Source organism: Paenibacillus sp. O199 (genome assembly GCF_001636635.1).
Lineage (GTDB): Bacteria > Bacillota > Bacilli > Paenibacillales > Paenibacillaceae > Paenibacillus > Paenibacillus marchantiae.
This window is the reverse complement of sequence record NZ_LGRP01000003.1, coordinates 135,357-159,885: the sequence shown is the minus strand read 5'-3', so window position 1 is coordinate 159,885 and position 24,529 is coordinate 135,357. Positions and strand designations below refer to the sequence as shown.

At 41.9% G+C, this 24,529-nt stretch carries 22 protein-coding genes and 1 pseudogene; 9 read left to right on the top strand and 14 right to left on the bottom strand.

From position 1 onward, the window contains the following. Positions 1-195 precede the first annotated feature (195 nt). Positions 196-507, bottom strand: coding sequence for a hypothetical protein (locus tag A6049_RS05925; RefSeq protein ID WP_063563748.1), 312 nt, complete (start codon positions 505-507; stop codon positions 196-198). Between the two features lie 127 nt (positions 508-634). Further along, positions 635-2,131 (bottom strand): alpha/beta hydrolase family protein, encoded by a 1,497-nt coding sequence (locus tag A6049_RS05920; protein ID WP_063563747.1) that lies wholly within the window; start codon positions 2,129-2,131, stop codon positions 635-637. Positions 2,132-3,211: 1,080 nt separating this feature from the next. On the opposite strand from A6049_RS05920, the gene A6049_RS05910 reads away from it, so the two are divergent. Further along, the gene (locus A6049_RS05910; RefSeq protein ID WP_063563745.1) at positions 3,212-4,510 is read left to right on the top strand and encodes a hypothetical protein; all 1,299 of its coding nucleotides are present in this window, start codon (positions 3,212-3,214) and stop codon (positions 4,508-4,510) included. A gap of 240 nt (positions 4,511-4,750) precedes the next feature. Here A6049_RS05910 and A6049_RS05905 read toward each other — a convergent pair whose 3' ends face one another. Beyond that, positions 4,751-5,224, bottom strand: coding sequence for an HIT family protein (locus A6049_RS05905; RefSeq protein ID WP_063563744.1), 474 nt, complete (start codon positions 5,222-5,224; stop codon positions 4,751-4,753). 320 nt (positions 5,225-5,544) lie between these two features. Here A6049_RS05905 and A6049_RS05900 point away from each other — a divergent pair, with 320 nt between their 5' ends. The 5 genes from A6049_RS05900 to A6049_RS05880 all read left to right on the top strand — a co-directional run bounded on the left by A6049_RS05900 (position 5,545) and on the right by A6049_RS05880 (position 9,153). Next, positions 5,545-6,048, top strand: coding sequence for a DedA family protein (locus A6049_RS05900; RefSeq protein ID WP_063563743.1), 504 nt, complete (start codon positions 5,545-5,547; stop codon positions 6,046-6,048). A gap of 46 nt (positions 6,049-6,094) precedes the next feature. Next, on the top strand, positions 6,095-6,661 hold the full coding sequence (locus tag A6049_RS05895; RefSeq protein ID WP_063563742.1) for a class I SAM-dependent methyltransferase: 567 nt from the start codon (positions 6,095-6,097) through the stop codon (positions 6,659-6,661). 88 nt (positions 6,662-6,749) lie between these two features. Beyond that, complete coding sequence (locus A6049_RS05890) at positions 6,750-7,430, top strand: response regulator transcription factor (protein WP_079693707.1); 681 nt, start codon at positions 6,750-6,752, stop codon at positions 7,428-7,430. A gap of 99 nt (positions 7,431-7,529) precedes the next feature. After that, complete coding sequence (locus A6049_RS05885; protein ID WP_095205999.1) at positions 7,530-8,522, top strand: ATP-binding protein; 993 nt, start codon at positions 7,530-7,532, stop codon at positions 8,520-8,522. 34 nt (positions 8,523-8,556) lie between these two features. Beyond that, complete coding sequence (locus A6049_RS05880) at positions 8,557-9,153, top strand: class I SAM-dependent methyltransferase (RefSeq protein ID WP_240321320.1); 597 nt, start codon at positions 8,557-8,559, stop codon at positions 9,151-9,153. Positions 9,154-9,371: 218 nt separating this feature from the next. On the opposite strand, the gene A6049_RS05875 is transcribed toward A6049_RS05880, so the two are convergent. The 6 genes and pseudogenes from A6049_RS05875 to A6049_RS32485 all read right to left on the bottom strand — a co-directional run. After that, a complete protein-coding gene (locus A6049_RS05875; RefSeq protein ID WP_063563739.1) occupies positions 9,372-10,403 on the bottom strand; it encodes a phosphotransferase in 1,032 nt (343 codons plus the stop codon). A 106-nt stretch (positions 10,404-10,509) separates the two neighbouring features. Then, positions 10,510-13,725 carry an MMPL family transporter gene (locus tag A6049_RS05870; protein WP_063563738.1) on the bottom strand — a complete coding sequence of 1,072 codons (3,216 nt, stop codon included), beginning with the start codon at positions 13,723-13,725 and terminating at the stop codon, positions 10,510-10,512. Positions 13,726-13,795: 70 nt separating this feature from the next. Next, the gene (locus A6049_RS05865; protein ID WP_095205984.1) at positions 13,796-15,358 is read right to left on the bottom strand and encodes an MFS transporter; all 1,563 of its coding nucleotides are present in this window, start codon (positions 15,356-15,358) and stop codon (positions 13,796-13,798) included. A 267-nt stretch (positions 15,359-15,625) separates the two neighbouring features. Next, positions 15,626-15,955: an ArsR/SmtB family transcription factor gene (locus tag A6049_RS05860; RefSeq protein WP_063563737.1), complete on the bottom strand. Its 330-nt coding sequence runs from the start codon at positions 15,953-15,955 to the stop codon at positions 15,626-15,628. 165 nt (positions 15,956-16,120) lie between these two features. Then, positions 16,121-16,585: a GNAT family N-acetyltransferase gene (locus A6049_RS05855; RefSeq protein ID WP_095205983.1), complete on the bottom strand. Its 465-nt coding sequence runs from the start codon at positions 16,583-16,585 to the stop codon at positions 16,121-16,123. Between the two features lie 66 nt (positions 16,586-16,651). Next, positions 16,652-16,834 (bottom strand): annotated as a pseudogene (locus A6049_RS32485) (hotdog family protein); the annotation flags it as partial. Between the two features lie 398 nt (positions 16,835-17,232). Here A6049_RS32485 and A6049_RS05850 point away from each other — a divergent pair. Continuing rightward, the gene (locus A6049_RS05850) at positions 17,233-17,508 is read left to right on the top strand and encodes a hypothetical protein (protein ID WP_063563735.1); all 276 of its coding nucleotides are present in this window, start codon (positions 17,233-17,235) and stop codon (positions 17,506-17,508) included. 445 nt (positions 17,509-17,953) lie between these two features. Here the strand turns inward: A6049_RS05850 and A6049_RS05845 are convergent, their stop codons facing one another. Next, the gene (locus tag A6049_RS05845) at positions 17,954-18,376 is read right to left on the bottom strand and encodes a MarR family winged helix-turn-helix transcriptional regulator (RefSeq protein ID WP_063563734.1); all 423 of its coding nucleotides are present in this window, start codon (positions 18,374-18,376) and stop codon (positions 17,954-17,956) included. Positions 18,377-18,519: 143 nt separating this feature from the next. On the opposite strand from A6049_RS05845, the gene A6049_RS05840 reads away from it, so the two are divergent. Beyond that, positions 18,520-20,004, top strand: a complete 1,485-nt coding sequence (locus A6049_RS05840) for an MFS transporter (RefSeq protein WP_275078607.1) — start codon at positions 18,520-18,522, stop codon at positions 20,002-20,004. A 550-nt stretch (positions 20,005-20,554) separates the two neighbouring features. Here the strand turns inward: A6049_RS05840 and A6049_RS05835 are convergent. Further along, on the bottom strand, positions 20,555-21,526 hold the full coding sequence (locus A6049_RS05835; protein ID WP_063563733.1) for an aldo/keto reductase: 972 nt from the start codon (positions 21,524-21,526) through the stop codon (positions 20,555-20,557). A 263-nt stretch (positions 21,527-21,789) separates the two neighbouring features. Further along, positions 21,790-22,131: an SDR family NAD(P)-dependent oxidoreductase gene (locus tag A6049_RS33890; RefSeq protein WP_275078611.1), complete on the bottom strand. Its 342-nt coding sequence runs from the start codon at positions 22,129-22,131 to the stop codon at positions 21,790-21,792. A gap of 213 nt (positions 22,132-22,344) precedes the next feature. On the opposite strand from A6049_RS33890, the gene A6049_RS05830 reads away from it, so the two are divergent. Beyond that, positions 22,345-22,815: a MarR family winged helix-turn-helix transcriptional regulator gene (locus A6049_RS05830; protein ID WP_063563732.1), complete on the top strand. Its 471-nt coding sequence runs from the start codon at positions 22,345-22,347 to the stop codon at positions 22,813-22,815. Positions 22,816-23,059: 244 nt separating this feature from the next. On the opposite strand, the gene A6049_RS05825 is transcribed toward A6049_RS05830, so the two are convergent. Next, the gene (locus A6049_RS05825) at positions 23,060-23,359 is read right to left on the bottom strand and encodes an immunity 53 family protein (RefSeq protein WP_240321318.1); all 300 of its coding nucleotides are present in this window, start codon (positions 23,357-23,359) and stop codon (positions 23,060-23,062) included. A 30-nt stretch (positions 23,360-23,389) separates the two neighbouring features. Continuing rightward, entirely contained in the window at positions 23,390-24,475 is a 1,086-nt protein-coding gene (locus tag A6049_RS05820; protein WP_063563730.1) for a protein kinase, read from the bottom strand. Positions 24,476-24,529: the final 54 nt, after the last annotated feature.

Below are 24,529 nucleotides of genomic sequence, written 5' to 3'. Positions count from 1 at the left end.
GAGATTTTTTGTTTAGTTCGTTTCACGCACTCAATTGGCTTAAGCCATAACAAAAAGCCGCTACATAGCGACTTCCAATGGAATCATGTTCTTGTCTCTCGACACTTCCCTTAAATCATCGTCTGTCTAAATGATCCTTCTATTTTTGGTCAACGTTGTTAGCCTTATGAATACCACATCATACGTTGGTTTAAATCACTTTAATTGTTTTAAATATTGCTCCATTACTTGTAACCACACTCTTAATTGACTCAAATTTTCTACTGAATGAGAGCCATATGGAAACAATTCAAATTGATATAGCTCTGGACTTCCAAATACATGACTAAAATTAACTTCAATTTGGTCTTTCGTAAAATTTAAACATTCATAGTAGCTCGTAATTTCTGCTTCACTATATTCATCTGGGCAGATGTAGTCGATTGCCTGTATGATTTGCTCATAATTATAATCTTCGGCTTTTACTTCAAATATGACCCTATCTTCATGTGAAAACTCACGAAACATGGTTGCCACCTACCCTAATCGTTTTTTGGTGAACGTTGCTGCCTTAATGGGGGTATATCGCAAACTTTGGGTCATAGAAGAAGAGTTGTACGTAATAGCATATCAAAATCGGTAGCCTGTTTGTAATTTATAATAGCGAGGTTACGAACTTCACCTCCTGAAAACGGCTGTCCGGTCCTTTCATTAAGATTCCGCCTTGATTCTTTAGATACATATCGAAGAAATCCAGCATATAGGCATTGATCACGGAGTTCGCTCTTTCTGGCAGAATCTTCCCTGTAATGCCCAGCATATTGAAAACCGGAGAAATGAACTGTACGTCGGTAAAATTCAAATGCTCTGTATTTTCGATATAGAGGATTTGTCCTCCTTCGTCAACCGTTTCGCGCATCCGTTCAAGCTCCAACTTTTTATCTTCCGTTACTTGATCCATCCACTCTCTTGTTGATCCCATCCGGTTAAGCTCTGCATCAGTGTAGACCCGATTATTTATCACCCTGTTTAATTCTTCGAAATAGCTTTCAGAGTTGATGAACAAAAACGGCTTTCGCAGATCCTCGCTGTCACGCAGTCGATACAGCCCTCCATCCAAGTCTATTCCGACCGTGATTCGTGGATCGTAAGAAGCGTCGTAGGCTGTCGCTCCGCCGATGGAATGACCGAACACCCCGACATGACCGAGATCAATCCTCCCTTTTAAAGGACTTGGAATCTGTCCCGATTGGATGAGCTCGAATTGGTCCAGCGTAAACGCCACATCGGCGGTTAACACTTTTCCCAACTTGTCGCGATTTTCTCTTCCCGTTCGGTAATCATCTTCGGGAGAGAATAAGTCGTTGGTTGTGCTGGTCGTGATTCGACCGTCCGGAAACTCGGTTGCAACTGTATTGTAGGTGTGATCGATCACTGCCACGATATATCCGTGACTCGCGAGATTCTCAGCTTGCGACGTATGGAGGAACCTGGACGAGCCAAAGCCGGGATTTGCAAGGATCAGCGGATATGAAGTCTGTGCCGAGGAGACTTCGGCCCCCGAATAAGCATGACTGGATACGTACTTCAAGTGCTGAAGAGTAAACTCAGGAAGGCCATAGTTCGCGGCCATATAACGTAAAATTGGAGTATCGGGAATAAAGGGAGCGTACTTGCTGGTGCCAACTTTAACCGGATACCATACCTGAACCATCAACTCTCTCTTACCCTCTCTGGCTTCGTCGAAAATCTCTTCCCTATTAGTATCCACGAGATGAAAAGTTTGCGTTCCTACCTTAAATTCGCCTGTAGGTTCAGGTAGATTAAATACTGGAAAAGCATACATGAGACCCGCTGTTACGACCAGCATTATCGCTATAACGGTATAAGCTGAACCCAACAAGAATCGCGGGATTTTTTTGGGGCCGTTTTTTCTAAAATAGCTATAACCTGAAATGGCTAAAAAAAAGATCGTTATGCAATATGAGAAAAATAGTTGAACTCTGTATCCTTCCACCGTCCAATGAATGACCAATAAAAGAGTGGCGATTCCGCTTGCAATGAATACCTTACGCCGTCCTTTCTTTAATAGGAATGTTAATGCAAACAAGCCGATGTTTGACAATAAAAGCAACAGTTCAAACAGCCTCATCTCGATTCTCCTTTTAAAAATTTTCTATTTTCGTTTGTTCCAATATTATCCTGCCAGGATGGCCTTAGCTATCGATTCCACTTACATTCACCTTACAATTTTGTAATTCTACCTTGTAACTGTGCTCATCTTTGGATAGGAACTTAGTTACTTAAATCAAAAAAAGCCGCTATAATTAGCGGCTTTGAATGTAATAATGCTCTTGTCCTGCGACAAGCATACACAGGATAGTCCATGCCTTTTTCTCTTCAATATACTTATACACAATTCGGAAATCATGCAATCAACCGCTCCATCCCATTAAAATGTATGAATTATTGCTACAAAATTGCTTTTTTGAGCCTGAATAGTGGAGGAGAACTATCAAAATCTATCCGAAGTATTGAAGAATTAACTGGTATATTGCTACGGAAAGTCCTAAAATACTCGCTTTCATTTTAGATGGATGATATCTTTTGCTGCGAAACAAGTACAGAAAGATCACTATAAATCCTAAGGGAATCCACAGCTGAAAGACACCTTCTGTTGTATAACGAGAAAAAATTGGAATAATGGAAGTACTGATCAAAAAGTAAAAGAAAACTGTAAAACGTCTTGTTTCTAATTGCTTGCTCCACCTTACTAAAATGAAAAAAATAATGATTCCGACAATTGTAATGTATAAAGGGGGGAGAAGAATAGAAACGTCCCCAAATTCGAATTCCATTTTGCATTGCCCTCCTCTTTTAAATCATCACCACTTTTTGTTCCGGATTGGGAAGCATGTACATTATATGTTATATGTTATAATTTAAAGGTTAATTTTACCAAAAGTAAGGAGGGATGTAAAAAAACATTGTAGGGTTTATAGTTTTCGCTTAAGATTTTAGCTGTATTATGGAACTATTCCAAACAGGTGGTTCCATGCAAAGAACCAGTAGATATTTAGATGTACTTAATAGATCGCGGAGCAGATATCCATGTCACTGATTTAAGAGGTAAATCTCCCATTGATGTGGCGAGAAGCTATAAACCAGACAAGATCATCCAATTTTCAGAAGAATATCAGCTATTACATCGTGACTAGGAGGACCTCATATCATGAAAAGGATCACCAAACGTACATTTCTAATCACTACTCTAACAGCGTTCCTTACTATTTCCTTAGCCCCTGTCCCCACTCTCGCTTCTGATTACAAGCAACTTCCAAAGCCAGAGTGGACCTATGACGTACCTACCGATACGACAACCCAAATACATAGTAAGAACTATTATTTCACAGGAAATATCGTCTACCCTATCGTGTCAGAACAGACTAACTCTCAAACTGCATATACATTCTTGTATCAGTCAGATCGCTCTACCGGCAAAACTAAATCCGTACACTCCTTATTAGCGATAGACGACAAAACTGGAAAACAGAAGTGGATTCATAAATCGCCTATGCTCTACAATTCGTTTGAAATAGATCAGAGCGGTGACGTCTACTACTTCGATGAGGTAAATTCCGGTAACAAGAAGGTATACCAGTTGATCTCTCTGGATTCAAATAACAAGCCACGCTGGGTCAAAACATTCAAAGAGCACTTTCAATTCAATGTCCTAGAAGATGGGCGCATAGCCGTGGTTACTTTCACAAAAGACACCAGTGTGATTACTCTTTATACAAAGGAAGGCAAGCCGCTTATCAAAAGGGAGTTTCCTGGCCACGTACGACATATTCAGGGGAACTACGTCGGATTGTTAAATTCTGATGCTCCGAGAAACACGACGACAATTGATATTTACTCCATTCCTACAGGAAAGAAGATTATTTCCGCTGTCCAACCGCAGGATCACGTCAATATTGTGCATGCTGACTTTGAAGTTCTAAGTGGCGGAACTGTGATTGTTCCCATTTACGATGCAAAGATGGAAGTGGAAACCTTGCACGGCTACAAGCCTAACGGGGAACAAAAATGGATCAGACCATTGCCTAAGCCAGCACAGGATGCCGTTTTCGGTACAACGTATGCGCATAATATGTACGATTCTTTTTACGTATCCTTAGGAAATAACTTTCTGATTCAAGAGAAAAATAAGCTTAGTCTGTACAATACTAACAATCAATTGATTGCGACCAAGACGTTTACTGATTTACCTGCACAAGGACTGTTACAACGACTAAATGATCAGAGCATTGTCTTCGGAGCCGTCGACAAAACACAAGCTTGGTATGATTCATCTAAACCGGAGCCTAAGAAAGCCGCCTACTATATTCTGGACTCTAATACACTAAAAATAAAAAACTCTTTTGTAATCGATGACGCACTTTTTCACCAAGCCGATGTTCGTTTTCACGATGCAAATACATTCTATATCCACATGAGTGAAACCATTGCCAAATACGTTCTAGAGTAGCATATGTAGGCTGGAGTAATCCCCCATTATAACGATTTATGCCTAGCCCCTCTCCAGGAGCGAAGTCATACATCGTTTCTTTTTTTATCAAATGAGCAGCCTGCAGAACTGCAGACTGCTCATTAGTTTTATTGAGATGTCGTTTCCTGTTAGCTTACTGAAACAACCTTATTTTTCTCTTGTAGGGCCCACGTAATCTTAGATTCATTTCCCACTAGAGTTATCATCCTATCCTAGATCTTAAATGTTTTTCTTTATCCAAGAACGCAACTTATCAGCATAGAAATCGCGTTCATCTGGATCGGATGGAGAACCCTTTGACAGATAAAGTTGATCATTCACATATCTAGGGTAAACATGGAGATGATAATGCCACACGTCTTGATTGCCAGCAGGCTCATTATGTTGGCGCGTAGAAATCCCTTTACATCCATATGTACTTTTCATTGCAAATGCTGTAAGCTGCGCCGCGCGGTGAATTTCAACAGCGTAATCCGCAGGGAGGTCAAAGATGTTCTCGAAATGTTGATTCGGAACAACAAGAACATGTCCTTTATTGTTTGGCCACCATTTGCTCGCTATAAAAGCCGTTACCTTTTCATTCTGATAGATGATATTCCTTTGTTTTGTCCCCTGGTTAGGTCGCTCGATACCCCAAACACGACAAAATGGACGTTCGTAACCTTCGGGCTTATGTGAAAATAATGCTGTCATCCTCCTCATTCAACTCCTTTCATATTTTTCCAAACAGCCATTATACGCAGGCAACTTCTGTTCGTTGCGTTATCCTCAACATCGGTAATCAAACTGAGCTCGCTTTTATTGCGGTATGCCCGGCTCATTTGATCACCGCTCCGGAATATATCCACCTTATCAAGTCTTGCCAGTAAGTTGGCAAGGCTTTTTTGTCTTGAACGTACCGTAGTTGTATCGCTTTGCTTATGTAATCTTTAGATTTTCTTCAGAATTATGCTTATTAATTCCTTAGTTTTTTTCATTATGATTTCTATATCGACAAGAGAGGAGGCAAAACAATGATCAGTAATACGATCTTAGAGCTACTACATCAGTATGGATATCTGATTTTTTATTTTGCCTTCTCATTAGGGCCATTTGGCATTCCAATTCCGAATGAGATCACGATTATCAGTGGTGCTATTTTGAGTCACACGGGTGTTATCAGCTCATGTATCACATACTTCTGCATTTTAACAGGACTATTAACTGCCATTACCTTTGCTTATTTTGCAGGGAAGTTATTTGGGCCCAAGATAAAACACAAATTTCAACATAATAAACACTTCGTTAAGGCTGAACTGATTCTGAATAAGAGTGGCAATTGGGCGATGTGCATCGGTTTATTCATTCCAATCGTGCGATATGTTCTCCCTCTGGTCATTGGACTGAGCGGCGTTCAGTATCGGAAATTTGCTCTCATTTCATATTCCAGTGCTTTGCTTTGGACCATAACGTATTTTACAGCGGGAATCTACTTCGGCGCTCCCATTCTATCAATGCTTCATTTATTAAAATTTTGATCGAATTTGATAAAATACCATCACGTATACGGAGGAACCACAAACAATGAATTCCAATGAACCTATTTTATTTCTGAAAAGCTTTCTTCAAAGCCCAAAACATGTTGGTAGCATCATACCCAGTTCCCGGTTTCTCGCTAACAAAATGGTGAACCAAGCGCCTTGGCTAGAGGTAAAAGCAGTCGCCGAACTCGGATCGGGCACAGGTGCCATCACTCGTTATATTCATCAACAGGCACAAGATTCGACCCAAGTGTTATTGTTTGAGATGAACGAGACGATGAGGAATAATCTAAAGACTGAATACCCTTCATTCCCCTGTTATCCAGATGCCTCTCGATTAGTGGAATCCATGAAGCAAGAGGGCGTTGAGCAACTGGACTGTGTATTTAGCGGGTTGCCTTTCTTCAACTTTGAGTCTGAATTGAGGAATACGTTGGTAGACCAGATCCATAAGGCGCTCAAACCCGAGGGGTTATTTATCGCCTTTCAATATTCGCTTCAAATGAAAAAAACACTATCCGAAAAGTTTATCATCGAAAAGATAGAATTAGTGCCCTTGAATGTCCCTCCTGCCTTCGTTTATGTCTGTCGCAAAAAGGAAACAATTTAAACAACTCAGGCTATGGTTTACACTGATATTATCCTCTTTATAAGGATTTAAAATTTTATTTAAAACAGTCTAAAAGGAGTGTTGGATTGTGAGTACCGTTCTCATTGTTGATGATGAACCCGACATCCGTGATGTCATTCATGTCTATTTACGTAACGAAGGATATCAGGTCATTGAAGCCGCCAATGGTGAAGAAGCACTAAATATTATCAAAACTACATCGGTCCAGCTCGTTATACTCGATGTCATGATGCCCATTATGGACGGAATCAAAGCCTGCTTCAAAATAAGAGAAGTATCAACCTCTCCCATTATTATGCTATCCGCCAAAGAAGAGGACATAGATAAAATTACAGGCCTGACTACCGGGGCTGACGATTACATGGTCAAACCGTTTAATCCGTTAGAATTACTAGCTCGCGTTAAGGCTCAGCTACGACGCCAAACACTGATTGGCAAAGCAGAATTCAATTCACTTATCCTGATCAAGGACCTTGTCATTGATACAAGTAAACATTCCGTGAAGTTAAAGGAGAATGACATTCCACTAACTCCACTGGAGTTTTCCATTCTGGTGCTGCTTGCCAGCCATCCTGGACAAGTATTTAGCTCCGAAAAGATCTACGAAACCGTATGGAAAGAACCTTACGGGTATTCGGATAATACAGTTATGGTCCATATTCGCAATCTGCGAGAGAAACTGGAAGTGAATCCACGAGAACCTCAGTATATTAAAACGGTATGGGGAGTGGGTTATAAACTTGATTAGACGATCTAACCCTTCTCATCGAACTCGAAAGAAGAAAATAAGATTAACATTTTGATCCGAATTATTTTGAGCACCATTGCTGCAGCTGTCTTTAATAATATGCTCATTTACCTATCTATAGATGTTTTTAAAGCTTGGGAGCAGGCTTGGTTTCGCAATTCGCTTCCGTATGTCATTACTCCAATTTTTATATTAACTTTTATCTTAACCTTCCTATTTTTAACACGTCGAATGGTTAAAGATATTATTCATTTGGAGCAAGGATTGCAATTCATTTCAGAAGGAAATCTGGACTACCGGGTGCCCGTTAATCGACAAGATGAACTTGGGCGAGTCGCTTCCAACATTAATCACATGACTGAACAGTTGCAGCTGCAGATGGTTAAGGAGCGCGAGCTGGAGAAATCCAAGATGGACATGATCACGGGTATCTCACATGACCTGCGCACACCGCTTACCAGCATCATCGGCTATATTGAGCTTCTAAGAACAGAATCATTTCAAGACAAAGCAGAGTATGACCGCTTCATCCAAAACACCTATAACAAAGCAACGCATTTAAAGAAGCTGCTCGATGACTTATTTGAATACACACGTCTAACCTCAGTAGATACCCAATTGGATTTGAAAAAGGTTGACCTATATCAGCTATTGGACCAGTTGCTGTTTGAATTTGAACCTTTAGCTCAGGAGAATGGAATTCATATTGAGAAAGAGATTGGCGATTCCCCAATCATGGCCTGCGTGGATAGTGATAAGATTGCTCGGGCCATCGATAATCTTCTTATGAACGCCCTGAAGTATTCCTTGAAACCTGGTGCGATTCATATTCGAATGAGTATGCGTCATGAGTACATTATCATTAAAGTCGAAAATAAAGGTGAGCCGCTCACAATAGAGCAAAAAAGTAAGCTGTTTGATCGATTTTATAAGGTTGATTATTCAAGAAGCAGCGAAGGTATTCAAACGGGGTCTGGTTTGGGTCTTTCGATTGCAAGAAATATTGCGGAGTTACATCAGGGTACCTTAACGCTTCAACATACGCATAACGTATTTACGTTCCAGTTAAGCTTGCCTGCCAACATCAAGTGAAACATTATTGAATTCAACAATGGAGGATACCGCATTGAAAACATCCGAACCGTTTCTTTTCCTGCAAGGATTCTTAAAGAACCCCAAACGAGTAGGAAGTGTCCTGCCCAGTTCCAAATTTCTAGCCCATAAAATCGTCCAGTCTGTACAATGGGAAGAAGTTAAAACCATTGCAGAACTGGGGCCAGGAACAGGTGTTATCACACGTCTTATGAGAGCAAAATTACCGAAATCTTCAATCGTGTTTTTATTTGAGAGAGACCCCAAAATGAGGAGTAATCTGAAGAAAACATATCCTGAATTCATGTTCCATTCGAATGCATCCTATCTTTTGAAAAGGATCAATCAAGAACATGTGCATCAGTTGGATAGTATCATTTGCGGACTACCATTTTTTAATTTTTCCAGAGAAATGAAACAAAACATCCTTTCACAGATGCATACAGCGCTTCGACCTGGAGGGATGTTAGTGTTGTACCAGTACTCACTTCATATGAAGAAACGATTGGCTGATTTATTCGATATTGAGAGAATTAAATTTGTGCCCCTCAGCTTCCCTCCTGTTTTTGTCTATACTTGTCGCAAAAAGAAAGATGAAGGACACAGTGAAACGAGGGAATCAGTATACTAACCATAACCATACGAAGTGATGTGAAAAAAAATGAGAAGTCTCTCTCTCTTCAAGCTCGAAGACGATTCTGCGTTTCCGCCCGGCTCAAGCTCGATTTTGGTAAAAGCTTTTATTCACTTCTCCGGACGGGTCCAGTTTCATCTTGAATAGAGTGCCGTAGCTTCCCCGCTTGTTGGGACGCAAACGTACTGCTAAATCGCATCTCATGATGAGACAATTTAATTGAGCTTATGAAGTGTACCGTTCTTATGTTCATTGAGCAGCTTTGAGAAAAGCTTGCTAGAGTAATCAATCCTACGCTCTGGAAACTCGCCTGTAAGTATAATCTTCAACATATGAAGCAGACGTTTACCCGTTAGTTCAGTAGGCCCGAGAGACCATTGTCTAATACTGGGATATAAGTATATCAACCCAGAGTAACGAAATGCTGCCCTCAATCTTTCATAAAAATCATCATAGCTAAGTGATATACCGTTTGCAATTAATTCCTTGTAATAAATTTTGGCTTCCTCAAGGTTAAAATAACTAGCCAGATCAATATAAAAGGGTGCATAATAACACCACCCGAAGTCAATAAAATAGGGTTTTCCATTGTAATAATGGATGTGGGAACCGTCTACGGATTGCAAATCTCCATGCGTAAGAGTTAGGCTTTCCTTCTCATCATACAAAGCCACCATATCACGTGCAAAAGCGTTTGCTTTTTCACGTAGTAATGGCAGATACGCGCCAAATTCCCTGTAAAATTCGGGGTTCTGCTCTATAAGCGTTTGAAAATGGTCCACAGACACTTGTGTAACTAAATAATTTTCCCAATAATGACGGTCAGCATGGGGGAGCCACAGCATCTCCGAACCTCTATGCATATTAAGGGCATGGATTCTGGCTAATGCCTCCGCAACTCTTGGCGACCAGTCTACGCCAGGCGGAGGAGATTTAACACTACCCAAATCTTCTATCGCCATCCATCTAGGCTCATCTGTTTCTAGATCTAGTGAAAAAGTGGCGGGTGTGTTCTGATGGCCCTGGTCAGTTAACGTTTTCATTGCCATGCGTTCTTTCAGGGCAGCTTCTTTAAATATTACGCTCTCCTTTTGACCATTTTCATAAGTAACCTCTATACGACGTACATCCGCACCAGACCACCCACGTTCAGCATCCGTCATATACCCTTGCTCTAAATGACGGATCTTTCCACGTTGTAGTTCTTCGGCTAAACCTTGAGCAATTATGATCATATTATGTTCCAAATTAATCTACCTACCGATCTATTTAATTTAGGTTTACTCAATAGAGAATTTTTTTTTTGAAGTTCTAAGAATATCTCCAAGCAAACAGACAATCCTTTTCTATTATTTAGTGCATGGAATCATGGGAGACATGCTGCTCCTTCAGTTGATGCCCGTCGCGTGCACGAGTCTCTTGCTCCTCATTCGTCCTGCGGCCCATGAAAGGCCACCAGTTCGCTGGTCCGAACGTACGGACCATAACGGGAATGAATAGCGGCAGCATGAGCAAAGCGTATATAAACAGTCCACAAAGCACAATTGTTGCAATTTGCAGGAGTGACATTACGCCAGAAGGGAGCATCGCCGCAAACGTACCGCCCAGAATAACCGCTGCAGACATAATGACTGTTCCCATGTTTTTCATCGCTTCAAGAATAGCTTCCTGCGGCGAGAGATGGCGGTACTCCTTGAACCGATCCATCAGGAAGATACTATAATCGATGCCGAGTGCTACTAGCATGACGAAGCCGAAGAAAGGAACCGCCCAGCTGATGCCCGATTGGCCTAACAGCCGTACAAATATGACCTCTGCAATCGCCATCGAGGAATAAAAGGTAATCAGCAGTGAGGCTATCATATACAATGGCATGACGATCGATCGGAACAAAATGATTAAAATAATCGATATTCCGATCAACATCAAAATAACTGTACGCGAATAATCTGCTTTCGATATGTTGCTCAAATCGTTGTTCATGCTCGTTATACCGCCACTCGCCACCTGCGCGCCGCTATATGCAGAGCCTTGAATTGCGCGATTTACAGCCGCTTCAAGACCGTCGATTTGCGCCATTGTTTCTTGGGAGTAGGGGTTACTGCCAAATACGACATCGAACTTAGCTGTTAGACGATCCTCCGACATATACACATCAAGCGCCGTTTGGAATTCCTCGTTCGCAATGGCTTCTTCCGGGATGTACCAGCCCGTCATTTGTTTATTCGGCGATCCGGCAAGGCCATTCAGGTAGCCTCCTGCCGAAGCGAGCCCATCTTTTACCTCAGTCAAGCCATCTACACTCTGATCAAGGCCGGTTGTAAGCCCGCCAAGCTGAGTATTAAGTGAAGCAAAGCCCGCTTGCAACTCTTTCTGGCCATCGGTCAGCTCGTTAAATCCTTGTGTTACGCTTGGTAGCTGAGAGACGATTTGTCCTTGGCCTGTAGCCGCCTGCGCAATCCCTTTTTGCAGCTCGGACAGTCCAGCTGCCAGCTTGCCAAGACCCGCAGCCAGTGACGACTGTCCTTCTACTGCATGTAAGAAGCCTGCATTGGCCTGCGTCATGCCAGATGAAATGCCGGCAAGCTGTTCGTTCAGCTGTTTCAATTGGCCGCTAATGCTTGAAGCTCCCACTTGCAGTTGAGCCAGTGTGCTTAGCGCTTGTTTGTAATTTGCATCGTTTTGCAGCTCTGGGTAGCTCTCTTGAAGATCTGAAAGCCCTTGCTCGACCCCTGACAAACCACTCGCAAGCTTCGCTTGGTCCGATGCAATGGCAGTGTAAGCACCTGTCAATGTTCCAAGACCTCCGCCCAGCATATCATAGCTGGCCTGCAGCTGCTTGCTTGCGCCAGCCAACTGCTCGGCACTAGCCTGCGCTTGCTTCAGGCCCTTGCTAAGCTCGCCCGCACCAACCGTGCCGTCCTTCAAGCCTTGCTGGATCCGTTTCAAGCCATCACCAAGCTGCACAATGCCATCCTTCAGCTTATTGGTACCTACAACGAGCTGCCCGGCGCCATCTACTGCCTCATTTAATTTTGGTGCATTTTCATTCAAGGCGCTGCTTGCTTCTGACAGCCCATCCCCAATTTTACCTAAGCCTTCGCCGCTTTGGCCAAGACCATCCTCCAAAGACACCACTTGATCGGAGACAAGAAATTGCTCCATAACCTCGCCTGTAGGGCGAGTAGCGCTGCGCACGGCTTTTACGCCTTGCGTATTTGCCAGTTCTCGGCTTACTTGCTCCAACGTAGCAAGCCCCTCAGGTCTATCCAGCGGCTTATCGGTTTTGACAATTACAGTTGTCGGCAGTGAATCCCCAGGGCCGAAGCTGTCTGATATGATGTTAAAAGCTTTAACCGAATCGTATTTATCGCCAATCTCGTCTAACGAATTAAAAGAGATCGTGCCTTTATGAGCTGTTAAGAACGGGACAATAATGACAGCTAATATAATGAGCGCCCATAATGGACGTTTCAAGGAAAATTTGCCGACCGCTCCCCATAGCTTGCTTGGCTTATGCTCCAAAGAACCTTTTGCCGGCCAAAACAGCTTGCTTCCGAGCAGCGCCATAAAGAACGGTACAATCGTAAATAATGCGATGAGCAAAATAGCTACGCCGACCGCAACGGCAACCGCCGAACGATAAAGCATAAACGTAGAGAAGCCAATAGCCGAAAAACCGACCAATACAGCTAATCCAGAAAACAATACGGTTTTTCCTGCTGTACGGTACGTATTGACGATCGCTTCCGTCGTATCACCGCCATTATGGTTAAGCTCTTCCTTGAAGCGGCTGATGAGCAGAATGCAATAATCGGTTCCTATACCGAACAATACGGCGACCAAAAAGATCTGCGTAAAATTAGACAACGGGAAGTCGAAGTATTCGACCAGAAAAGCAATAATGGACTGCGAAATTAAATAAGTAAATCCTACCGCTACAAGCGGCACGAACGGTGCGATGGCCGAACGGAATACTACGAACAAAATAACTAGAATAAAACCAAGTGTAATGAATTCTGTTTTCTTAAGTCCATCTTGCGAGCTTTGGAGAACGTCCTCGGAAATCAGCCAGTTACCCGTATAATAATGCTCCACTTTTACGTCCGAGATCGCCTCGTATAGGCCATTGCGAAGCTCAGAGATCTCACGGTCGCCGGCCTCGACATTCACGAGGGCAATGATGGTGTTGCCATCCTTTGATACCATCTGCTCTGCCAGCCCTTTGGTATCAAAGTGGGTCGTGACCGACAACACGCCGATCGATTTCCCATCGCTCTTAAGCTTGTTGATACCGCCCTTCACCTCTGCAAGGTCTTCAGCTGACAACCCTCCATCCTTATGGAATACAAGCACCGTTGGCATTCCGCTGCTGGTGCCAGAGCTGTCGTTCTCTCCAATGGCTTTTTCTAATTCGCGGGCTACGGTCGAGGAGTACCCATCTGGAACATTAATCTGCCCCTTTGTTCGTACCAGATCCTGCATCCCCGGTGCGGTAACCATCAGTCCCACCGTTGCAATCAGCCAAACCGCAAGTACCAGCCATCTAAACTTCAGTATTGTTCTCATTTCTAATCTCCCTCTTAATAAAGTAAAACTAAGGATTCATCATTTCCATTGCGAGTCTCGCGAAGGAAGATTAATTCCCGTTCTGTGTATTCTTTTTGTTTTTAATCAAAATTGCACTCGCGAATGTACCAATTATTAAGAAAATACCAATCAATAGTGTTACATTTTGCATACCTGAATTAAAAGCATTAAACACGAGTGACTTCATTTCATCAAAAGCTGGCATAGCTTTAAATGCTTCAGCTTGCTTGCTATCAAAAACTTGTGAACCCCCAAAAGCTCCAGCTTTATGGAAAACATCCAGCATTTGATTTCTAAACTCGGTAGGAATATTGGCTAAATTCATGATACTTGTGTTCAATGAAGCGTTATAACCTTCCGTTAATTTAATTCCAAGCATTACAACACCAAAGGAAATACCCACTTGTCTAAAAACATTTAAAATACCAGAAGCCATACCTACATACTTTTTATCAACTGAACTCATAGCAGCATTAGTAATAGGTGGATTAACTAGAGCATTGCTAATACCTAAAAGAATAAAACCAGGCATCAGATAGCTCCACTCAAACGGAGCTTTGATCATATAACTCATAACAAATATTCCGATTGCACCGATCAATAGTGCTCCACTAACTAACCAACGGTTACCAATTTTCCCCGAGATAATTCCTGCAATTGGACCAAGAACTATCGTAAAACCACTAATGAGTAACATTTTTGCACCTGTATCAAAAGCCGAGTAACCCATGTAATTTTGCATAAGAATGGTTAAATAGGTAAAGCCTCCGTATAGTCCAGCACCTAATACAAAAGCTGCGATATTAGCCCCATTAAATGTCCAATTTCTAAAAATAGATAATTCAATCATCGGCTGTTCTACTTTTTTTTCGGTAATGATAAAAGCTATAAGTAAAATAAGTGATAATCCAAGTAGACTTAAAATGTGCCAATCAGTCCATGCGTAATCTCCATTCACTGACTTTTGAATTAAGGCTAGAATCATCGTAAAAATCATCGCTGTGCTGAAAATCAGTCCCCAAATATCAATTCGTCCATTTTTGTTTGTTTCACTTTCTTTAATCACAAACATTCCTAATATAATTGCTACAATCGCAACTGGAATGTTAACAAGAAAAATAGATCTCCAACCAAAAGCATCGACTAATGCTCCACCGACCAAAGGACCACCGGCAATAGCAAGCCCAACGGCACTACTCCAAATACCTAGTGCAAGTCCTCTTTGATTTTCAGGAAAAGAAGAAGTAACTATCGTTAATGATAATGACATCATAGCTGCGCCACCAATTCCTTGAAATCCACGGAAGATGTTTAACCAAATATCACTGTTTGCCAATCCACTGGCTAAAGAGCCAATCATAAAAATACCCAATCCTAATAAAAAGACTTTTTTACGTCCGATAATGTCGCCTAATTTTGAAACTGGCAACAACATTGCCGCATAAACTAAAGTATAGGCATTCAACACCCATTGTAGATTTGAGAAACTCGATGAAAAAGCTTGTTGTATATCTGGTAATGCAACATTGACAATTGTAATGTCTAACATGGCCATAAATACGGTTAAACTTACCGTGGCTAGAACCCACCATTTTCTTTTTGATTGTGTCAAAATAAAAACTCCTCTCATGTATATGTGCGTACAAATGCATATATATATTAAAATGAAGAGCACTACATTATTTCGAATCCATGAGTGCTTTCATATTGTTAGCCGTTATCTGAATATCAACAGAGGAAAAGTTATAAAAGTACCCTGCAAGTTCACTTCATATTCCGATAATCCAGATCATGCATCTTTGATTGAATTAAAATAAACATCTTTATCGTGTATACGTGTGTACAAATGCATATATATATTAATATAAAAAGCACTGCATTATTGCAAATTCATGAGTGCTTTCATATTGTTAGCTGTTTGTTCAAATTTATCTACAATGAAATTGTTATTCGTTTTGTAATAAACTTCTCGCCCTTCTTTTCTCCTTTGAACGATACCAAAACGACTCATGAAGTCAAGGTGCCGAGAAATAACTGAACGATTCTGTGGAAAATAGTCTGCAATACCACCGATTGTCATTTCACCATTTGCAGAAAGAAAAATTAACAACTCACTCCGCACTGGATCAAGTACCGCTCGAAAAAACTCAATATCAATATTGTCTTCTATCAGCTTTTTACATTTATTTGGATCAAGATTTAATCCCATTGTCATACCCCCTGAATTCATTATATGCATTCGTGTGCACATGTCAATGTTTTCGGGAAAATTCAATGAACGAAATTTTATATTCCATACTTACACCTCCATAAAATCAGTCAGGGAGTCTCTATATCTTTTGATCAGCTGTTATTCATTTTTCTTACCTACTGCTCAATCCCAGTGCTTTTCCATGGCTTCTTCACATCGAGAAAAACCATTTTTTGAATAAAACTTTACACTCTCACTACTTGGCCAAAGTATAAGAAACTCAACCTCATTTTCTTTTGACCATTTTTCCATAGCTTTATGAATTTCTGAGCCGATACCTAGATTCCTGAAAGCAGGGCGAGTATAAACATTCGTAACGTAACCGTAATAAGGATCTGGTGATTTCCCTAGCCTCGGAACTTTATGTATTAATTGCATATACATATGTGAGACAAGACTTCCACTAATCTCTGCAATCCAAATATACCAATCTCCACTTTTGATAGCTTTCACCAAGAACTCACTACAAACCTGGTTAAATTCCTCAAATGTGACCGCAGTATCCACACTTTCCTCTTCCGAGAAGTCCCAACGCATTTGAACAAGCTGAGGCACATCCTCCAACGTGGCCAAGCGAATTATCATCATACATCCCACCTTGCTTTTAAATATCTTTAAACTTCATTTTATTATATCTTTGCGCTAACCAGCCCGTTAGTTGAATGCCTCAATAGAATTAAATGCAAACATTATTTCTGCTTCACAAACCAATTCATTGTTTACCTTTGCGATGCCTATTCCTTTGACAATCTGTCCCTTGGCTCGGGTCACTTCGAATTCCAGATGGAGTTGATCCCCTGGTTTTACTTGCTTTTTGAACCGACAATTATCAATACCAGGGATATCTATGGGGAATAAGCTCTATAATTCGATTAATATCAAGCATGGATTTCCTCCTCTAATATTGGCTTATAACCATTCTAACGTCATTTGGAGAAATCATCCATTTTTATACTAACCTGCCCCCTGTCCTTTCTCTTCTTTCACCAACCCTAATCTTCCCAGCCGCTACAAAAGTCGGACATGCTCGAGTACCCGGTAATAAAGAACAAGGAAAGTCAATAAGCGATTGGACTTCTGCATTGTGGCTATGAGTATGAGAAATAACGATGCTCCTATTCCTAACAATTAACAGATAACATAAATACCGCTTTAACAGAACGTACGTTCCTGTTATGATGTAATTATAGTGTTTTTGTTCTGGATTATATTTCTACTTAGAAAGGATACATAATATGAATTTATATAAGTTTGAATTAACGGTTAACGGATTTCTTTTACGCGTTCATTTTAGTGCATCTGAAGAAAGTGGGCTAAAATGGTGTAAACGAATTGCTTCTGAATTCCAGAGTCATGTTGCTAATTTGGAGATAAAAGTTGATATACATAAAAAGGAGAAGCAAAAGAATGCATGGGAATATCACGGAAAACCTTATTTATATGATCGAACACTGAGGAAAAAGCCGCTGACAAAGAAAAACAATGTAGCTGAATCAACTGCTGCTATGTAAAGGGAATTATAGAGACGGAGAATTTAGCATACTGGAACATTTATTTGTTGTGTTTGAATTTCACGTTAAGTACGATACTGAAAATAAAATATTTTTATTGAAATCGAGGAATACTTTCAACATTAATATTAACTTCTCGCCATAAGCTCAGCTCAAGCATAGTTATTTTAGGATTTAGTGTGGGCGGATTTTGGGCTATCTCTATTGCAGTTAATATACCCACAAACCCAATCTGGGTATAACGGATCGAACCCAGCTTTTTTACAAACCCGTTCAATCAGGCCGGAAACATGCCGACAAACAGTACGATCAGGCAAATCGTGGCTACGACTGACAGAGCCGGGATCATGATACCGATCACTCGGGCAATTCCCAGATACCCGGTCGTGGTTATGATCCATTCTTTTCCGGCAATATCCGCGTCAGTTGCTATGAACTTGATAATCTAGCCCTGTTTGCTGTCGTAAATTTTTTTCAGCAGGTCCGCAAACTGCTGTTTATCGCTTTCGGACAAACAATTCGTCATCTGAAGGCTGAACTCATCCAAAATCCGTTTCAGCACAGGTTCGAAATCTTTCGCTTTTTGCGTTGGATAAAGCAGGTATGAACGACGATCGCGAGCATCCACCGAACGGTAAACGTATCCAGCCTCCTCTAGCTGCTTGACGCAACGGGTCGTAGTCGCTTTATCGAACTTCACTTCATTTGTGAGCTGGTCCTGGTTAAGCCCGGGATTCGACAAGATCGCCTTAAGATAACTGTGGTGCCCGCCCCCGCCGATATCAAATGGTTTTAATATACCAGCCAATTCTTTTTGGTTAATACGATGAACGTAGGACAACATTTTGCCAATCGAAGGTTTCTTCAACCCAGTACCTCCTTAAAATCTTTTGTATCCAAAAATTTTACCTCATGCAAGTTGCGTACGCAACTAACTTAAAGTATAATCAAAACCAAATTAGTTGCTAATGCAACTAATTGTTTTTGACGATAGTAAGGAGTGATTATTTAGTGAAACTGAAACTGGAAGACGAGAATCGTTTCATTACTTATCAAGATGACCCAGTTATCCAGAAAAGACGTTGGATCATCCTGATAGTCCTGAATTTATTTACATTTATGTCGACGCTCGACGGCAGCATCGTCAATATTGCTCTGCCCGTTATCGCGAAGCGGATGGATCTGACAGTCGCTGAAGCGGAATGGATAGTCACCGCTTACCTGATGACCATTTGTGCAGCGATCCTCTTTTTCGGTAAGCTTGGAGACATTGTTGGTAAAATTAAAGTGTTCAAATGGGGTATGATTATTTTCACGCTTGGTTCCCTTCTGTGTGGGTTCAGCTTCAGCCTGCCGCTTCTCCTGGGTTCACGACTACTCCAAGCCCTGGGCGCAGCGATGACGATGGCCAACAGCCAGGGCATCATTACAGACATCTTCCCAACAACAGAACGTGGAAAAGCATTGGGATTGATCGGGACATTTGTCTCCCTTGGCAGTATAGCTGGACCGAGCCTGGGCGGTTTTATCGTATCCGGACTGGGTTGGGAGTATATATTTTTGGTGAATATCCCGGTTGGGCTGATCGCGATTGCGATTGGGTGGAAGGTACTTCCTGCTGATCGCACCAAACTGAAGGTCCGTATTGATAAGGCCGGGGGTTTGCTATTCCCTCTATTTATCATAGCTTTGTTTTCAGGTCTACTGCTCGGGCAGCAGGTCGGTTATGGAGATATGCGGATCGTCGCTGCATTAATCATCTCCGCCATTGTTTTTGTTATTTTCCTTTTCGTTGAGATTCGTAAACCAGAACCCATGCTAAAGCTTACCCTGTTTAAAAATCCGCTGTTCAGCTTAAGCATTTTATGCGGCTTTCTGGTATTTGTGGCCAACTTTTGTTTTAACATCATCGCACCGTTCTATACGCAAAGTATTTTGAATCTTACACCCTCCCATGCTGGGCTCCTGCTAATGCTGTTTCCGATTGTCATGGTAATCGTAGCTCCACTCAGTGGCGCACTATCGGACAAAATTGGTTCCGAGCTGCTCACTTTTGCAGGACTCATTGTGATGGTTATCGCTCAAGTCGGACTTGCACGACTTCATAGCGGCAGCTCTATCATTCTGGTTGGGAGTTGGATTGGTATGCTCGGTCTCGGCAGCGGTTTGTTTCAATCACCGAACAACTCGTTGGTAATGTCGAAAGTGCCTAAAACCCAGCTCGGAATTGCAGGGAGTATTAACTCGCTTGTCCGCAATATGGGCATGGTCGTGGGAATTACGGTTGCTACTACCACCCTATTTGGTGTTATGAGTAACTTAGCTGGTCATAGGGTTACAGGACTTGTGCCGGGCCGCCCCGATCTTTTTCTATCGGGCATGCACGTGGTTTTCATGACCTCCGCTTCAATATGCTTAGTAGCTGCAGTACTTACGGGTTGGAGGCTGTGGTCGGCAAAACGGACTTTACGCCGCGAACATTTACGGTCTCGATAATAATATACTGGAACTGTAAATCAACTGAGGTGCTGTTCTAGTCAAAAAAAATAAATTATGTGAAAAGTAAAAATGTTAATTAGTAAAATTATTTATGTACTCTTTTTTTTTCGGGCATAAATTAGATTGATACCCAATCATAAATAAAGGCACTCAGTAATTGCGTGCCTTCTATGCCCGATAGGTACAACCCTTTTCACTTCTTATCCTCCGCAAAATGGAAAAACCCTCTCTAATACAGCTGACCTCGTGTTAATTGTTAACCGTATTTTTTGCGCTAACGATCATTCAATCCATGTTCAATAGATTAGGGGTTATTCCAGAAAGTTCCCCGCCATTTTGCCTATAAGGTATGCCTGAAACCAGGTTTACCGTTTTTTTAATCGGCTCCCAAATGTCTTCAACTGCTTGTCACATCGAAAAAGCGAATAAACTCTTCAAGGATCGCATCCAAGAAGAGTTTATTACAAAAGTTTTAGCTTATAGAATCGATGTTGTTGGTGAGGATATCGATACAGAACGGTATCATAATAAAGGATATGTGTCCAATTTATACTAATGCATGTGGTATATAAAGTTCTTCTAAACGGGTAATTTCTTCAGACGTTAATTTAACCGATAACGCTGAAACCGCATCTTCAAGATGGCTGATTTTGGTCGAACCGATTATTGGTGCTGTGACCTCTTCCTTTTGCAGCAACCATGCAAGAGCAACTTGTGCGCGCGGAATCCCTCGGTTAGCGGCAACTTCTGCTACTCTTTCAGCAACTTTGCGATCAGCTTCTTCCGTTTTAATAAACAACGCTTTTGCTATTTGGTCGTTCTCGGATCGCGAGGTCTGCTCATTCCAGTCCCGGGTTAACCGGCCTGCCGCCAAAGGCAGGTAAGGAGTGATGCCAACGCCCTCATCTTTGCAAAGGGGGAGCATTTCTCTTTCTTCTTCCCGATAAAGCAAGTTGAGTCTATTTTCCATGGAAACAAAACGTGTCCAGCCATTGCGCTCCGCGACATGCTGCGCTTTCGCAAATTGCCATGCCAACATGGAGGATGCTCCGATATATCTAACCTTTCCCGCCTTAACTAAATCGTGAAGAGCCTCCATTGTCTCCTCGATTGGTGTATTAGGATCCCACCGATGGATCTGGTACAAATCGACGTAGTCCGTTCCAAGCCGTTTTAGACTGTTATCAATTTCGGTCATGATGGCTTTACGGGAAAGTCCCATTGCATTCGGACCTTTGCGCATCGGAACAAATACCTTTGTAGCAATGACGGTTTCATCACGACGGGCGAAATCCTTTAATGCACGTCCAAGAAATTCTTCACTTGTTCCATCCGAATACATATTAGCAGTACTAAAAAAATTAATGCCCATTTCGACTGCTTCTTTAATGATCGCTCTGCTGCCCTCTTCATCCAATGACCATGGGGTATTGCCGCGTTCAGGTACGCCGAAGCTCATGGTTCCAAGACTTAACTTCGAAACATCCAAACCGCTTTGTCCCAGTTTCACATATTCCATTTAATAACACACTCCTTATATTTGTAGGCGTTACGCCTTATATTATCTGTAGATCTTCTGGTGAGTCAGTACTAGAGATTAAATCACCAAAGGAACTGGCGTATCTCATTTGAGAACGTTCCCGTCGGCCTGTCTTCGCCGAGCATAGCAAGGCGCACAGGATGACGAGCAGCCTGTTGGACGGTGCCCGTGCCCTCAAAATTGTTTTAAATTCCGTTGCGATGAAGCTCCGGCATACAGCATTGACCTTAATTCCTGTGGACTCAAGTTCGATTGCGAAAGCAAGGCACCGAACACATTCGTTTCGAAAACTGTGCGTATCTCGTCGAGAGACGCGATGCTTGGGGAGCGGACCTTCCAACTTCCTCCAGTGGCCTACCTGGCAGACCTGCGGATGATATACCCGCGTTGTTAACAAGCACGTCAAGAGAGCCGAGTTCGCTGCGAATACGTGCTGAAGCAGCTGAGATGAAATCCTGATTCGTGACGTCGAGCTGTAGAGCACGAGCATCTTCACCGATACTTTTCTCTGCTGCCTCCCCTTTTTCGAGATTGCGCGAGCCGATGAGTACCGCAAAGCCTTGTGACGCGAGAACTTTCGCTATTTAAAGCCCGATTCCTTTGTTTGCCCCAGTGACCAAGGCGACAGGTTTATGCATTTTTCACTCCTTCCTTTACATCCTTTGCAGAACTTTATAATTTTCATAGGTTGACATATCAACCTAAAGACAAATTCAATTCCCTTGGTTGATATGTCAACTAACAAAACAAACTGTACCATCTTGTGGTTGACGTGTCAACCATGGTATTATATTGGCATGGATATTAATGAACTAAACGACGACGAAATGCGACTATGGAATACATGGAAAGGCTCCTTTAAACGAGTCTTTGGCCACGTTGTAAAAGAAATGTCTGAATATACAGGACTATCAGAAGGTGATTTTGGAGTATTAGATCGTTTAGTCCAATTTGGGGATGGAAAACTTCGCCAACAGGAATTAGCTGACTCGATGGACTGGGATAAGAGCCGACTATCTCATCATCTAACGCGTATGGAAAAACGAGGTCTAGTTCTGAGGAAACCACTGGACACAGATCGCGGTGTGCAAGTCATTATTACTCCCGTCGGAAAGTCAGCCTTGGATGAAGCCCTTCCCATAGTCTCAAAGGCAATACGCAAGTATTTTCTAGATCTATTAACTGATCAAGATATTAAGTCAATAACTGAACTGGCGGAACGAACCAAAAAAATTGACAGATCGCCTAGTAACGACTCTTCATCTTGATCGCTGTTTTGGATGGCATGCACAACATATAAGTACTGCAATTGACAAGTAACGGGCCTCTCTCGCTAAAAATAGCGGAGGGGTCAGTTTAATTTTTCCAGTTGAAGTCGTATAGGTGTAATGCAGTCGAAACTTTATTAAATAATCATCAAATCAGTAATGTTATTGTTTTTTTATTTGGCACTAGTGTCCTAAAACAAGATTAGGGCAGCGCGATAGAACACATCGATAACTTCCGTAATTATCATCTTTCTATGCTTGAAGCCCAATTTTTAAAGTGAATCAGTATCTCTTCTAGATTCGTTGCTCCGCCTGCACCATGAAATACTCCATCCCTCACAATACAGTAGAACCAATCTTCATCAGTTCTCTCTTCTTCTATCGAATCAAATGGCGTATCCTCTAAATAAGTTTCCGCCAAATTGATTTCAATAGACCAACCGGGATTATCCACTGTATCAATTTTCACACCATATGAATGTTCCCAATCTCCATTACAGTTTTCATAATACCAGTTCTGAAGCCATTTTAATGTATTCATCATCTCTACCTCTTCTTTGGAATTCCGTCTGGTCTAGTTAGTCTTACTACTACAGATCCGTTCAATCTCCTCAACTGGAAAAATCGTAGTTCTGCTCATCGAAACGAGATTAGTGTAGAAATCATTCATCACTACGGCTATTGGAGCGTACCGCATGATAATCTTTGCTGCTGAATCCATCATCTCTGGCAACTCGTCGCGCTCAGTACAACGGCGTATGTAGTCTATACGTTCAGTTCGGTTTACCGTGCCAACTAATGCCGTTACAAGCCAGTTCACTAACGTTGTTACCACATAACACCCATCATGAGTCTTGTTCACTTCAAGAAAATTCAATTCAGAATCGGACAGTTCAAACCGAGAAGACGTCGCAAGACCAAAGTCCGAAATATAAACACGGTTTCCGTCGGTTAAAACATTCTTAAAGTGGAGATCGAAATGATGTAACTTGTTTGCATTCATAAAGGAGACAGCGGATCGCAGATTCAAATCCACCATGGACAGTGCTGAAGCGGCTTTACTCTCACCAATAGCAATCTGTTCGGAAAGCCAGTCGTGCAGGTTGTAGGGAATGTACTCACAGAACAGTACAACACTGTACTCGGATTGTTCAAGTGCCTCAATACGGTCACCCATTTTTGAAGTATCCCAAAACTCAACCATACGGGAAACATCGCTCAGTTCATCAGAGATTGGAGTTCGTCGTTCTGGACTTTTTAACACCCGCCAGTGGTACATTAACGGAAAACTCGCACAGTGATTTGCCAGCACCCAGTTGGTGGTCATGGTATGGGCTGCAACCTCGCGCCACACACTAAAACCTGGAGAACCTATGCCATACTGGCAATATGGAGGAAGTTTGAAAACGTTTTTCGTGGACATGGCATTTTCAGTGAGCCTTTCTTTTTCCGTAAGTGGTATTATTTTCACGAAGATGGGCGTTTCCTCAATCTGCATCAAAACCGTTGCACCACCAATGCCAGTATCAAGACCCGTAGCATCTTCTACTCGTTCTCGAAGCTGTTCATCACTGAGCAATGTTACGGCAGTGGACACGATAGCATAGCGGGTAAGGCGAGTTTCATGAGACACATAAGACTCCTTCTGTGATGATGTCATAGGGGGTATTCTCCTTTTTTCCCAGATCGGATGGCGTGAAGTATGTACATTTTG

What these genes read in the sequence shown, in the direction of transcription:
- A6049_RS05925 (WP_063563748.1), bottom strand. Translation starts at nt 507, where the DNA reads ATGTTTCGTGAGTTTTCACATGAAGATAGGGTCATATTTGAAGTAAAA.
- A6049_RS05920 (WP_063563747.1), bottom strand. Translation starts at nt 2,131, where the DNA reads ATGAGGCTGTTTGAACTGTTGCTTTTATTGTCAAACATCGGCTTGTTT.
- A6049_RS05910 (WP_063563745.1), top strand. Translation starts at nt 3,212, where the DNA reads ATGAAAAGGATCACCAAACGTACATTTCTAATCACTACTCTAACAGCG.
- A6049_RS05905 (WP_063563744.1), bottom strand. Translation starts at nt 5,224, where the DNA reads ATGACAGCATTATTTTCACATAAGCCCGAAGGTTACGAACGTCCATTT.
- A6049_RS05900 (WP_063563743.1), top strand. Translation starts at nt 5,545, where the DNA reads ATGATCAGTAATACGATCTTAGAGCTACTACATCAGTATGGATATCTG.
- A6049_RS05895 (WP_063563742.1), top strand. Translation starts at nt 6,095, where the DNA reads ATGAATTCCAATGAACCTATTTTATTTCTGAAAAGCTTTCTTCAAAGC.
- A6049_RS05885 (WP_095205999.1), top strand. Translation starts at nt 7,530, where the DNA reads ATGCTCATTTACCTATCTATAGATGTTTTTAAAGCTTGGGAGCAGGCT.
- A6049_RS05870 (WP_063563738.1), bottom strand. Translation starts at nt 13,725, where the DNA reads ATGAGAACAATACTGAAGTTTAGATGGCTGGTACTTGCGGTTTGGCTG.
- A6049_RS05860 (WP_063563737.1), bottom strand. Translation starts at nt 15,955, where the DNA reads ATGGGATTAAATCTTGATCCAAATAAATGTAAAAAGCTGATAGAAGAC.
- A6049_RS05855 (WP_095205983.1), bottom strand. Translation starts at nt 16,585, where the DNA reads ATGATGATAATTCGCTTGGCCACGTTGGAGGATGTGCCTCAGCTTGTT.
- A6049_RS05850 (WP_063563735.1), top strand. Translation starts at nt 17,233, where the DNA reads ATGAATTTATATAAGTTTGAATTAACGGTTAACGGATTTCTTTTACGC.
- A6049_RS05835 (WP_063563733.1), bottom strand. Translation starts at nt 21,526, where the DNA reads ATGGAATATGTGAAACTGGGACAAAGCGGTTTGGATGTTTCGAAGTTA.
- A6049_RS05830 (WP_063563732.1), top strand. Translation starts at nt 22,345, where the DNA reads ATGGATATTAATGAACTAAACGACGACGAAATGCGACTATGGAATACA.
- A6049_RS05825 (WP_240321318.1), bottom strand. Translation starts at nt 23,359, where the DNA reads ATGATGAATACATTAAAATGGCTTCAGAACTGGTATTATGAAAACTGT.
- A6049_RS05820 (WP_063563730.1), bottom strand. Translation starts at nt 24,475, where the DNA reads ATGACATCATCACAGAAGGAGTCTTATGTGTCTCATGAAACTCGCCTT.